We start from the raw sequence: 12,992 nt of genomic DNA, 5'->3' as shown, positions 1-12,992 counted from the left end.
AAATTTTATCCCGAAATTCGATTAAAAGGTGCGTCAATAACATGCGCGGACCGTGAAAGCTATCCTACTTATAAGAGAAGTGAGTGATTCGACCTATATGGCCCTTTAGAAACCCAAATCACATATTATTAATACAAATGATGAGTTCTAATCTACATTACATTTTTCCAAAATTAATGACTCCCCTCTCATGCTTACCCTACTAGATTAAAGTATATATCAGCAGGATATCCTAAGACAGTCCTTAAAAATCAGATTGCCAAAGCTAGGTCGTAATTCATTACTACATCACACTTGCTAGTCGAACCAGCAAAGAATACGGATATTTTAAAGGTTATGATTTAGACAAAAAAGGTTTGGAAAAACATGATATCTAATTTGAGAGAGAGCTAACTAGCCCTTTTATCGGCTCTGAACAAAGTAAATTCAAAATTACAACAAAAAGCTAAGTTATTGAACAAAATCATTTTTAGTAAGAAATCGAAGGTCAAAAATAAACTTTAGATGCCTATCACCGATACTTAAAACATTTAAGACCACGCTACCGCCCCTGGCTTATAGTTACCACATCACTTTAGAAGGCAAATTCGTTTGAGATATTAAGCTAAAAATACTATTAAATTTTTCAGTCTTAGTAGTTTACCATAATGATTTATTCCCACAATCATTTATCCCGAAAACTAACTGTGAAATCAATATGATATTAAGCTGACTGTATAATTGATTACACTCACGCGATTAAGGCGTTATTTAGTACCGAAAATAGCTTTTTATAGGTTATTTTTACCATAAAACACTCAGTCAGATTAGTCCCATTTTTATTTATAACTCCCTGATATGTTATTGAGGCCATCAATTATTTAATGAATCAATGGTCGAAGCTGATTGTTTTCGTGACGGATGGCTGTTTGAATATCGACAATAATCGGGCGGCGCGCGCAATCAAACCATTTGTGATAGGACGAAAAGCGTGGTTATTTAGTCTAACCGCAAAAGGCGCGACGGCCAGTGCGATTTTATACAGTTTGGTTGAAACCGCTAAGGCAAACGGATTGATCCCGTTTGAGTACCTGACGGCGTGTTTGGGGGTACTCAGTTAACCCTCACCGGATATCGACGGCCTACTCCCCTGGAACATTAAACGCTGGAAATAGGGTAGGTACTTAAGGGTAATCTCCCCCGAAAAATCAGTTATTAATAAGTAGACTGAGTGAAGAAAATGAAGCGATTACTGACTGGCTGATACGTATAACTGACAGCCAGCGCAACTGGGGATTTAGCTTGTGCTTTTTATACCTTCGTAACGTAAAAAATTTTAGACTCAACGGCAAAAAAGTTTACCAAATTTATTACGCGTTGTCGCTGAACATGTGAACAAAAACCGAAAAAACGCCTGAAACGGGATAAACCCAAACCACACAATGAATGTTGGTCAATGGACTTTATGTATGGTCAGTTATCGGATGGCCATTCAGTCTGTTTATTGAATATCATTGATGACTTTAATCGTGAAGTATTAAGCATTGAAATGGGTTTTCCCCTGCCGGCTAGTCAGGTTGTAAGGGCTATGGATCAACTCATTGATTAAGAAAAGAAAAACCTGTTTCCATACGATATGATAATGGGCCAAAATACACAAATAACACATTGATATCATGAGTCAATCCGCAAGGTATCAGGATTAACTTTACCCTGCTAGAGAATCCTCAGCAAAATGCTTATATTGAGCGTTATAACCGGACAATATGCTATGACTGGCTAGGGTAATACCAGCTTCATCACTGGATGAATAACAAGACTATGCCATACGGTGGCTATGGTTTTTATAATCACGAGCGCCCGAATATGGCGTTAAATTGCTATACCTAATGCAACATCTGCAACGAATGACCTAATTCTACTTATAACCTCGGTTAAACACGTGGGGATTGCCGTTATGCTGTTCATTCTACTCTTTCAGGATTTTTATCTAACTCTTCACGGCATTACTCTTATTTATTAAAATTTTGAATTGATATGCCCCTATCCTGATTACTAAAAACTCCGGATTTATATATTTTTTTGTATTTTGTAACAGTTCTTTTTTGAATTTAAATATAATAATAGCGATGAAACTAACCTTGTATCATCAGTAAAGTATGCTTTTTTCTTGCATATTCAATCCCAGTTTAGGGGCTTATTTTTATCCTATCTACATGTTGAATTCTATTATCTTTACTCTAAAGATGATTAAGAATAAAAACCCTAGTAAAACTGGGCGACATTGGTATTAGTTATGCGTTCAAATAGAAAAATTTTATTATCAAACTCACGAATGAAGTTGATGTCGATTTACATGAAAAATTAGCTGAATGGGAAGCTTTTTATAACTAACTGTCACCGTCCCCACTCAGCTCATGCTGGTAAAACACCGTATGAAGTGTTAAAAAATAAATTAGGTCTTTAAGACTAAACGTCAACCGAGGTTCTGAGTGACACACTCTATTATTTAAAACTTACCCACATTAGAAACCTATAAATCTGTAAAAAGCCTCACATCAAAAATGTTCTTACAGTGTGACGATGTTGTCGTCAAGCTAGACCAATGAATGAAAAAATTCGATAATCGTTAAATTATTTTTATCTCATGCTTAATCACCTTTCGTGATATCGCCAAACATAAGACCATAACATGAATAATTTAACAATGACGCCTAACCCAAATAGCCCCGCTCCTATTGAGTACCCTATTCATGCATTTCCCCCTACTCTCCGTAATATCATCCTTGATTTACATGGTGAAATGCAAATTCCTATCGAACTGATTGGCAGTGTCACACTTGGCGCTGTTTCCTTGGCTTGTCAGTCCTTAATTGAAGTGATTCAACCTCATACGGGTATGCCTGAACCTTGTTCCCTTTATTTGATGACAATTGCTGAATCAGGCCAGGGGAAAACAACCATCAATAAACAAATCATGAAACCACTTTATGATTTTGCATCAGAGATAATTAAAGAGTATGAAGCAAATTTAGACATTTATAAACGTGATTATAAAATATGGAAAATTAAACAACAGGTATGCGAAAATAATTTTAAAACAGCGATAAGAAAAAATTACCCTGGTGAATTTGAAGAAAATAAAATAAAAGAAAATGAAAAGTTAAAACCTAAACACCCACTACGACCGACGTTTATTTATGAAGATACGACACTCAAAGCGCTTGTCGAAGGACTAAGTGAGCATCCCGAAGCCGGGATTATTTCCGATGAAGCGGTAACTTTCTTTAAAAGTCATTTGAAAAATAATCCAGGCTTATTAAATAAAGCATGGGATAATGAAACGTTTGATTTTCGCAGAGCAGACGGTGAGTTCTATAACATTAAACCACGCTTAACATTTTCATTAATGTCCCAGCCTAATATCTTCAGTGATTACATCGAGAATAACGCAAAAATATCAAGAGACAGTGGTTTTCTTTCTCGTTTCCTTTTTTGTAAAACCAATACCACGATGAATTCATCGAGGAAAAGCAAAGATAGCTATCGAGATTCCCTTTCAAAATTCTATACCCGAATGGATGAACTCATTAACGAAAATAAAATTCAATTACAAATAACCAACAAAAATAAAAAACAACTAATCCTAAGCGATAACGCAAAGAAATTATGGCAAGAATATCGTTCTGAGATAGAAATAAAGACCGCCATCGGCGGAGAATGGGAACATATCAAAGATATTGCATTAAAAGCAAACGCTAATTTACTTAGAGTCGCAGCATTAATTTTATATTTCCATTCAGATGAGCATAATCATATTAGCCTTGAAACCTTAAAATCATCAATAGACATTCTTAATTGGTATTTATTTCAAGCAAGTCTTATTTTTTATCCCATGTCAGAGAGATACCAATTTGAACAAGATGTTCGTGAGCTTTTTTCATGGATTAAAAATAGATTTATCCAAAATGGGAATTTCGCCTTTCCTAAAAATGATATTGTCAAATATGGCCCCAATAGACTGCGGCGTCTAGATAAATTAACACCTGTATTAAATCAATTAATTAATCAAGGCGTTGTCTCTATTGTGCAATTCTCACCCACACATTGCCACTACATTACTTACCTTAATCAACATGGTGGTTATATCATGACAAAAGAATTAACAAGGAACTTAGTCCCCGTACCCTATACAAATGTTCTCCAATCATTTAAAAATACAAAAGGGAAATCATACAAAATTAATTTAACAGATCTCTAGTTTTTAAGGAGCATGATACAAAATTAACACTCATTATGACTAAATAGAACTAAGCTTCACAAGTCAAAATTGAATAATAAACAACCAATAATTAATGACCAAAAATAAAAACTCATTGCTTCAATTGCTACTGTAGCAATTGAAGCCGTATAAAAATATAAACAACATTTTTAATCGATTAAAAATTAACCCAGAAAGCACAATAAAGACACCAACAAAAAAACCGAAATATTCAATATAAAGCAAGGTTAAATATCAGCATTCAATAACCCCCGTGACTCGTTTAATCGATTTTGCATCCATACCTCAACTTCACTTTTAAACCAACGAGAACTCCGACCTAATTTAATTGGTTTTGGAAACTCCCCATCTTGAATTAATTTATAAAACCATTTATCCGTCATTCCAGTATATTGGGTAATAAATGTCATATCAACAAGTGGGTTATTTTCTGATATTAAATTCATTGTTTCCATGTAGTTTCATCCCCTGAGATGATTAATAATGTAGGAATGAAATTGCATTATTTAATGTAAAAATCATTCCCGCTCAGAAGATTACATGCCGGGTAAAACTTTACAGAATTAGTATTAATAATGCAGAAAGCAATTCAGCCATGAAAGTTAGTACTAATTTTGACTACAACCAAAGTTTCGCTCATAAGCACCAAACAACTTTGTTTCATATTTTGCAAGGTAAAGTGCTCTTTTCATCGCTTGTGTAAATTGTTCTGAGCATTTATTATTTATCCATAACTCTGCATTTTTGGGGAAGTGTACTAATGAACCATATAATGATTCATTTAATTTTAAAGCACTACACCATGCTTGCTTTATTATCCCTGCAAGTGAATCATTTTTATGATATTCACCAACACGATACCAAGCATCTTTATTGAGTAGTAAAATCACATGATAATGCTTTTTATTATTTATCTTTCCATATTCCTTAACCCATATATATCGTAATTTTGTTTTATGGCATCGAATACCTTTTTTCAGTTTCTTTTTTTGGCATGCCTTTATTTTCGCTTTTAAGGAATCAATAAATCGAGAGATAGCTGCATTATCATCCGATGATGGAACATTAGGAAACCGTAAATCCACCCTTAACATAAAAGTACGAGGATATACACTTAATGATTTTTTAATCACATCTGAAATCATTGACAACCATTCTGCATTATAAGAATAAGACATTTTTAACCACTCCAACTAATATGTGAACATAACTATTAATGACGCAGTTAAAAACAAATTTAAGTCTTACCTAACATAAAATCAAAATAACCACTTTCACAACTTAAATTAAAACAACCTTATTAAAACAGCAGTTAGAATATTAGAAATAATTGTTCTCACATCTTAAATACATTAAAAACACATATTAAACACATAGATTAAATATATATTTTTGACATAAACAAAACACATAGAAAGCATATATATTACTATATCCGACATAAATTCAATTAAATTACCTCAACCCAAAACCGCATGATATCTCGCTGTAATATATTATTTATTGGCCATATATAACTCTGGAGTTATCACTCCCTAAAAATAAACATATAAATAATTTCACCTCTATATAACACCATGGATAAAACACTATTTAATCGATTATTTTATTCATATATGGAGTGACTATGTCTATCAATGCAAATGCAGGTTTCCATCGCCTAAAAAATCACTTGGCACCTTTTCCGGATATATTTTCTCAGGCACTGATGAAACAGTTTCAGCAAGTTATCGATTATCATCCTGTCATCGGTATCATGGGAAAAACAGGCACAGGAAAATCGAGTTTGATTAATGCGCTTTTTCAATCATCGGTATCATCTGTTAGTGATGTTGGCGGTGGGACTCGTCAAGCCCAGCGATACACAATGAGCATGAATAATCATAACATGACCTTCATTGATTTTCCGGGGATTGGAGAGAACGCCGAAAAGGATAAAGAATACCATGCGCTTTATCATGCGTTACTTCCTGAACTTGACTTTATTATTTGGTTATTAAAAGCAGATGATCGTGCATGGTCAACGGATGAGCATTATTATCGGAGACTGATTAAGGAATATGGCTATCCTGCCAACCATATTTTATTTGTATTAAATCAAGCCGATAAAATTGAACCTTGCCGAGAATGGGATCTCACCACGCACACTCCTTCCCCACAACAATCTCTAAATCTACACGAAAAAAGCCAACTCGTGGTTCACACCTTTAGCCCGACACACCCTGTGATTGCGGTATCTTCAATCGAAGCCTATCAACTGCCACATCTAGCAGAACAATTAGTGATGGCATTACCCATCCACGTTAGTAGTAGCATTGTTCGTCAGCTAAATCAACAATATAGGACAGAAAATGTAAATCACACAGCACGTGATGATTTTGGAACACAGATCAGCCAATCAATTGATCATTTGATTGAGATATTGCCGCTACCTTCATTTGTTAAAACAACACTTTGTACCTTGAAAAGCACCTTAATTTCGAACGTGAAATCACTGTGGGATTACTTTTTTAATTAAGGCCAATCCTTTATCAATATTGGCAAAAACTGACGCATACCACATGGCTCTCGCATTCAGTGTATTGCGCTGCTTTAACTGTGCTTCATCTTGACACTGAATCAGCCAAGTACATAACGACAGGTTGTGTCGATAGCATCAAAATAATCACATTGGAAATTAATATGCTTATTTTTCAATGAATTAAAAAACAAACTTGTTCGGTTTTATTTCTCACTTTCAGGATTTCAATGACATATCCTGTCTAGGCAGTTTTATATACTAATACCTATTATTTCATGAGGTAGGAGAATATTGGCATGAAAGAAAAGAATTCTCGCCATGACCGATTGGCATTACGACTGTCCATCATTATCACCCGATTATTATCAGGAGAAATACTATCATTACGGACACTTGCTGAAGAGTTTGGCGTTTCAGAGAGAACAATACAGCGTGATTTCCATCAGCGCCTATCTCATCTCGATTTAGTATCCGGTCATGGTGGGTATCGTTTATCTGGTCACTTAAGTGCAACACGTCAGCCTGACATTTTTACCTTTTTACAAAAAGTCGGTCTATCCGGATATTTTCCGGGCTTAACTCGTAAAACAGTCAATAATCTAATCCGTAGTGATCTTCACTACCCTTGCTTGGCGTGGCATAACACAATAGAAGCCCATCCAACCAGCGCTGAATGCTTTTACCGTATAATCCACAGCATTACTGCAACGGTCGGTATTCAAATACACAAAACCGATAAAACTAGCCTCTTTATTGAGCCTTATCGTTTAGTGTTAAACCAAGAAAAATGGTACTTAATTGGTTGCAACCTCTCAGAACTGAATGTCATCCCACTCAACCATATATTCTCAGTAACAGTCACGGAGATCCCTTTCTTTCGGCAAAAAGACATCTGCCATTTATCGTCAAAAGCTGAATTTATTCAATCTCTTCCATATTTTAATTATTTTCAACGCCTTCTAGCAAAAATGGGTACAACCCCTTAACCTTTTATCTGGAGAAATTTCAAATGAAGCATACACCTGTATTTCAACCACTGAACACTAAGCTTATTGCTATCATGAGCGGTATTGTCATCAGCTTGACATTGATGGGATGTGGCTCCCCAGAAGAACTCGCGTTTACCCGTGATTGCAAGCTCAGTGGAGGAAGCAGCGAACTTTGCTCATGTACATGGAAGGCGATGTCTCAGCAATATCCCCCCGCCACTATTCAAGCCGTGATTAAAGGCGAAGCACCTGCTCCACAAGGGTATGGTCAATATTTAGTACAAACAATCCAGTCTTGCGCAAAGCAATCATCACACTAATACATCATTCATCACTAAGGCTATCTCACATGTTATCTTTGCTTTTACGTTATATCGGTATTGCCTTCGGTATCGCATTAATCATTGTACTATTTCATATAGTCAACTCTACAGGCCATATTCGCAATATGTGGCAAGGTATCAGCCTATTATTTTGGTTAACCATCAGTCCCGGCATCGGGATGTTTATTGGTGCACTCATTAGACAATGGTTAATACCTGATGCGATTTACACAAAAGAAGGTGCATTAGGCATTGCAAAAGCGAAATTATTTTGGGCAATAGGTCCCCAAGGTATTGGTTGGCTACTCGGCGTATTTGCTATCGCCAACCAACTTTAGGTTTACATCACGGCATTTAGCCAAATCAAACGAATCCAGCCCCAACATGAAAAATCATGTTGGGGCTTTTTACATTTACTTTAACGGAGTCCCTATGCCACAATATGATTTATCCTCTGATATTCCCCAAGCCAAGACTGTACCTCTACACAAACGTCCCCAATTTTGGAATACTTACTTTGGCTGTATAAAAAGCTTCACCACTTTTGAAGTGGTAATTTTTACTCTCATGGGTCAGTTTTGTGATGAATATACGGGTGGCTATTGGGAGTATTGTACTTTACCCAGCGGTGGTGCCTACATTTATCCCGATTTAAATCAAGATAAACTTACGCTGTTTAATCCCCATAACGGTAATGAGGCCCAAATGAGTTGTGAAGCCGCGGGCATTGCCATCTGTTTGATGATGTTCAGTTTGTGGTCATTTAGAATAGAAAGTGAATTATTGATTGAACGGTTTTATCAACTTCGTGACTATGCTATTCAACATCCTGAAAGTTCAGCCATTTTCCATCTTATCGATTAAATCTCACTTAATTCACTCTTTCAGTTTTACCTATCTTATTTATTTTCAAGGAAATTAATGATGACTCGTTTATCCTCTCGCTTTGGTGCGGCGAATAGCATTCGTCGCGACCGCCCGTTAACTCTTGAAGAATTGTTCCGTACTGTACCGAGTGTATTTTCCAAAGAGAAACACGACTCTCGCAGTGAAAAGTACACCTATATTCCCACTATTACGTTACTCGATAGCCTACAAAAAGAAGGCTTTTATCCGTTCTTTGCTTGCCAAACCCGCGTGCGAGATTCCAGCCGTCGCGATCATACTAAACATATGTTACGACTGCGACGTCATGATCAAATTACGGGGAGCCAAGTGCCTGAAATCATTTTACTCAATAGCCATGACGGTTCTAGCAGCTATCAAATGTTACCGGGATTTTTTCGCTATGTTTGTCAAAATGGGCTTGTTTGTGGTGATACCTTTGGGGAAGTCCGAATGCCCCACAAAGGTAATGTCGTCGATAAAGTGATTGAAGGAGCGTATGAAGTCTTAGGCACCTTTGATGCCATCGCCGAAAAACGTGAACTAATGCAATCGCGACTATTACCGCCACCAGCACAGCAAATCTTCGCACAAGTCGCATTAACATATCGTTATGGTGAAGAGCATCAACCGATCACTGAAGCACAAGTCTTACAGCCCCGCCGCTTTGAAGATAAGAAAGACGATCTTTGGACAGTGTATCAACGCTTGCAAGAGAATTTAATTAAAGGGGGGTTATCAGGTCGAAATACGAAAGGTAAGCGTGCTCGCACACGTTCGGTGAATGGGATTGATGGAGATATTAAACTCAATAAAGCATTGTGGGTCCTGACAGAACAAATGCATACCCATTTTTCTGGGCGCGAACGAATATAGCAATACCACATTATGAACAATTTGACTTTATGGTGAACAACATGAAACTATCAGAACGGCAAAGAAAAACCTTATCCAATGTTAAACTCAATTACGGTCAACTCTGCAATAAAAGGACGCTCGACTCACTGACGAAAAAAGGCTTAATTCAATGGCACACATCTAGCCGTTGGATCTTAACTGAATTGGGTAGTAAAGAATTAAACAAAATCACTCAATAAGGTATTTTTAAACATACCATATTGGCAATATCATGCTCCAGACTAGAAGCAATCAACATGAATATAATCCTCATTAAATGTATACCTAAAAAGGATTCGAATACGTTATAATTACTCCAATCATCTTCGCAAAAAACCAAACTATTCGCTGTACTCAATCGCCCGAACCGTGCTCGGTAAAACCTACTAAACGGACTGAGGGCATAAAAGAGGGTACAAATTAAATCAAATTTTATTAATAATTTTAAATACAGATAGTTATGATAAAAAGTCGATTCCGAGTCCGGCACCACTTATTCAAAGAACCCGCCGAAAGGCGGGTTTTTGCTTATAGCACCAGCTAAAATAAATACTCTCCCAAAATTTCAGTTCAATTCTCGCCTATCTTCATCCACTTCATTGCTCAACTAGACTTTCAGGTATAATTAGTTCCGATAAAGTGTGTGCCCATTTTTTCTCTCAGGAAGCTTACTAAGTCTCTAACTGATGCTAAATCCGAGATGAAACGCTAAAATCAAAAAATACAATTAGTTCTATTCATTAAATCATCTAGATGCAGAAAACATGCTTATTTTACATCTATATGTTTTAATGAATATCCACCGCCATGAAAATATTGACTATGAACAATACTCCGTCTTTTCAAGATATTATTTATAGCCTTATAGGTGCCATCCCTAAAGGTAGAGTAGTGACTTATGGAACCCTTGCAAAAATGGCAGGTTACCCAAGTTATGTACGACAAGTATGCCAGGTGATAAGAAAAGTCCCTACGGGTAGCACTTTGCCCTGCCATCGTATAATTAATGGTCAGGGGAAATTATCTGTTACAGGTGAACATTATATTCGGCATAAGAAAGCACTCATGGGTGAAGGTATCATTTTTGGCCCAAATGATAAGATAAAATTGAAACAATATTTATGGGAGGGATTTGATTAGCTATTTTAAACATCCCTCATACCACCTTTATTCTTCAGTCATTATCTTAGGCACTTAGAGTTTACTAGCCGCCTTTATTTTTATTTACCCCCACATAAAAAATAGGCGATTACATCTAAACAACATAAAAACCTGAATGTCATTTTGAATACTCTAAGTACCTGTGCAATTTTAACGTCTCAGCTTATTTTTCAAAATGAGGCTTATGTTCAAGTTCTTTCGCCAAGAAATAATTTAAGAAGGTTCGGATCACTGCAATAATTGCCAATTTAATGAGGCTATCTAAATCTGGGTCTACTGTTGTAACCAAAATATCAGCCGCTAATTGAAATTCCAATGCCGTTGCAAGCCAGTCACCAAACCGATAACGTGCCGCTCTCCCCCCTTTTAATTGGACTAAAATAATTAGTGCTTTAACTAATCCAATAACGACGCAAATGACCGAGATAGTTTCTAATAGTAACTGAAAAACATGAACACTTGAGACCAGTAATTCACGTAAAAAGGCTAAGTCGAACATTGAATACCTCAATGATAAGTTTCAAATTTGTTTATTTTAAATATCAAGTATGACCAACATACAACGCCTTAAGGTAGGATTAAAGCAATAAATAACAGTAAGTTTCATGAAGAAATACATTATCAGTGACCAACTAAGTGATTACCCCAAAAAGACCCTACGGTGGGTAGTGCAAAGCCAAATGCAGATTCAACCTTTATCTTAACCTATGATTAGCTTTTTTGAGTTTATTTTGTGATTTTACAAGGACGTAAATTCCCATAGTTAAATTTATCATCGTTTATTAAAATATTTTACTTCTATAAATTAAAAATAAATACAATTCATTATTTTTATAATTTATCTCATTTATTAACTACATTGATAAATCTAACAACATTATAATTTTCAGCAAAAAAAATCACTAAAAATAGCTAAAGTAGTTAAAATGAAAATTAATATAGCTTCCCCAGCGAAACAATAAAAATACCAAAATCTTAATTTTTTAGAATATTTAAAAACAGACAAAAAAAACCATCAAAAACTCGCACTTTGAGTATTAACAATAAAAGCAACATTAAAAATTAAAAAATACACTTACAACATCATTCAATGATAGATAAAAAACAAATTAGTTTAATAAAATTAAATTTACTTTTCAATTCGGCTATTTTATTAAATATAAAAATATTATGACTCCCAAATATTATAGAATCGTTTAACATTACTTGCTGTATAAATAACCGTATGTGAAATATTTCTATGACCTAAATAATCTTGAATGAGACGAGTATCGCGCCCTAAATCGGCTAATGCATAACCACATGCATGCCTTAGCATATGTGGATGAGCCTCTATAGATACATCCGCTTTTTTACCATAGGAACGAATAAGCCCATACACTTGTTGTCGCGAGATTCCGCCACCTTTTTGAGAAAGAAAAACTAAAGAAGAATCTGCATCGCGCCACTGACTTCTAATATGTAGCCACTCATTTAATGCATTATATTCACTCGAGATTAAAGGCTGTGTTGTCGATAAGCCGCCTTTTAATCGCCTAACATAAATAACTCTTGAATTAAGGTCAATATCTTTCAAAGATAAATTACATAATTCACTAACACGAAACCCATGAATAAAACACATTAATAACATGCAATAATCACGTTCTGAATATCGACCTTTTTTAGCCTCATCTAATATTGCATTAATTTCAAAGCGAGTTAGAAATTTACGTTGTTTCATATTTTTCATTTCCTATAATAAGAGTACACAAGATAAAACTAATATATCAAATCTTAGAAAATGATAAACAAATGATTACTTTATACACAGAGAAATACCATTATTTAGTATTAGATAACACTAAAAGTTTTAGATAGATTTGATTATATATCTTCATTGAACTCAATTTAAAATACGTAAAATACAATATGCAGGTGTTTTTTTACTATTTAAATTAACACTTTGCATCAAA

The 12,992-nt window shown here is 35.3% G+C and carries 13 protein-coding genes and 3 pseudogenes; 12 read left to right on the top strand and 4 right to left on the bottom strand.

Annotated elements, in window-relative coordinates; translation table 11 throughout:
* Positions 1–845: 845 nt before the first annotated feature.
* From ACTH6U_RS20820 to ACTH6U_RS20805, 4 genes and pseudogenes are all read left to right on the top strand, one after another.
* Positions 846–1,100, top strand: a pseudogene (locus ACTH6U_RS20820) (IS66 family transposase); the annotation flags it as partial.
* Between the two features lie 106 nt (positions 1,101–1,206).
* Positions 1,207–1,895 (top strand): annotated as a pseudogene (locus ACTH6U_RS20815) (DDE-type integrase/transposase/recombinase); the annotation flags it as partial.
* A 427-nt stretch (positions 1,896–2,322) separates the two neighbouring features.
* Positions 2,323–2,446: pseudogene (locus tag ACTH6U_RS20810) on the top strand (IS481 family transposase); the annotation flags it as partial.
* 225 nt (positions 2,447–2,671) lie between these two features.
* Entirely contained in the window at positions 2,672–4,240 is a 1,569-nt protein-coding gene (locus ACTH6U_RS20805) for a YfjI family protein (RefSeq protein ID WP_068440508.1), read from the top strand.
* Positions 4,241–4,488: 248 nt separating this feature from the next.
* Here the strand turns inward: ACTH6U_RS20805 and ACTH6U_RS20800 are convergent, their stop codons facing one another.
* Together ACTH6U_RS20800 and ACTH6U_RS20795 are read right to left on the bottom strand one after the other, a co-directional pair.
* The gene (locus ACTH6U_RS20800; protein WP_068440505.1) at positions 4,489–4,716 is read right to left on the bottom strand and encodes a helix-turn-helix transcriptional regulator; all 228 of its coding nucleotides are present in this window, start codon (positions 4,714–4,716) and stop codon (positions 4,489–4,491) included.
* 153 nt (positions 4,717–4,869) lie between these two features.
* Positions 4,870–5,439 (bottom strand): inovirus Gp2 family protein, encoded by a 570-nt coding sequence (locus tag ACTH6U_RS20795; RefSeq protein WP_068440502.1) that lies wholly within the window; start codon positions 5,437–5,439, stop codon positions 4,870–4,872.
* Between the two features lie 449 nt (positions 5,440–5,888).
* On the opposite strand from ACTH6U_RS20795, the gene ACTH6U_RS20790 reads away from it, so the two are divergent.
* From ACTH6U_RS20790 to ACTH6U_RS20755, 8 genes are all read left to right on the top strand, one after another.
* Positions 5,889–6,779 (top strand): GTPase family protein, encoded by an 891-nt coding sequence (locus tag ACTH6U_RS20790; protein WP_053083842.1) that lies wholly within the window; start codon positions 5,889–5,891, stop codon positions 6,777–6,779.
* 299 nt (positions 6,780–7,078) lie between these two features.
* Positions 7,079–7,768 carry a helix-turn-helix transcriptional regulator gene (locus tag ACTH6U_RS20785; RefSeq protein ID WP_441833050.1) on the top strand — a complete coding sequence of 230 codons (690 nt, stop codon included), beginning with the start codon at positions 7,079–7,081 and terminating at the stop codon, positions 7,766–7,768.
* A 23-nt stretch (positions 7,769–7,791) separates the two neighbouring features.
* The gene (locus tag ACTH6U_RS20780) at positions 7,792–8,091 is read left to right on the top strand and encodes a hypothetical protein (RefSeq protein WP_068440497.1); all 300 of its coding nucleotides are present in this window, start codon (positions 7,792–7,794) and stop codon (positions 8,089–8,091) included.
* Positions 8,092–8,120: 29 nt separating this feature from the next.
* The gene (locus ACTH6U_RS20775) at positions 8,121–8,432 is read left to right on the top strand and encodes a hypothetical protein (protein ID WP_068440495.1); all 312 of its coding nucleotides are present in this window, start codon (positions 8,121–8,123) and stop codon (positions 8,430–8,432) included.
* A 94-nt stretch (positions 8,433–8,526) separates the two neighbouring features.
* On the top strand, positions 8,527–8,958 hold the full coding sequence (locus ACTH6U_RS20770) for an antirestriction protein (protein WP_068440492.1): 432 nt from the start codon (positions 8,527–8,529) through the stop codon (positions 8,956–8,958).
* Positions 8,959–9,018: 60 nt separating this feature from the next.
* The gene (locus ACTH6U_RS20765; RefSeq protein WP_441833051.1) at positions 9,019–9,855 is read left to right on the top strand and encodes a DUF932 domain-containing protein; all 837 of its coding nucleotides are present in this window, start codon (positions 9,019–9,021) and stop codon (positions 9,853–9,855) included.
* Positions 9,856–9,896: 41 nt separating this feature from the next.
* Positions 9,897–10,076, top strand: a complete 180-nt coding sequence (locus ACTH6U_RS20760) for a hypothetical protein (RefSeq protein ID WP_068440488.1) — start codon at positions 9,897–9,899, stop codon at positions 10,074–10,076.
* Between the two features lie 622 nt (positions 10,077–10,698).
* Entirely contained in the window at positions 10,699–11,016 is a 318-nt protein-coding gene (locus ACTH6U_RS20755; protein WP_441833049.1) for an MGMT family protein, read from the top strand.
* 184 nt (positions 11,017–11,200) lie between these two features.
* Here ACTH6U_RS20755 and ACTH6U_RS20750 read toward each other — a convergent pair whose 3' ends face one another.
* Together ACTH6U_RS20750 and ACTH6U_RS20745 are read right to left on the bottom strand one after the other, a co-directional pair.
* Positions 11,201–11,536, bottom strand: coding sequence for a DUF1622 domain-containing protein (locus ACTH6U_RS20750; protein WP_294109574.1), 336 nt, complete (start codon positions 11,534–11,536; stop codon positions 11,201–11,203).
* 669 nt (positions 11,537–12,205) lie between these two features.
* A complete protein-coding gene (locus ACTH6U_RS20745; RefSeq protein WP_294109575.1) occupies positions 12,206–12,760 on the bottom strand; it encodes a tyrosine-type DNA invertase in 555 nt (184 codons plus the stop codon).
* Between the last annotated feature and the right edge of the window lie 232 nt (positions 12,761–12,992).

This window comes from Providencia sp. (assembly GCF_052096715.1).
In the GTDB taxonomy this organism is placed as follows: domain Bacteria; phylum Pseudomonadota; class Gammaproteobacteria; order Enterobacterales; family Enterobacteriaceae; genus Providencia.
The sequence above is the reverse complement of the archived record's forward strand: the minus strand, read 5'-3'. Positions and strand labels throughout refer to the sequence as shown.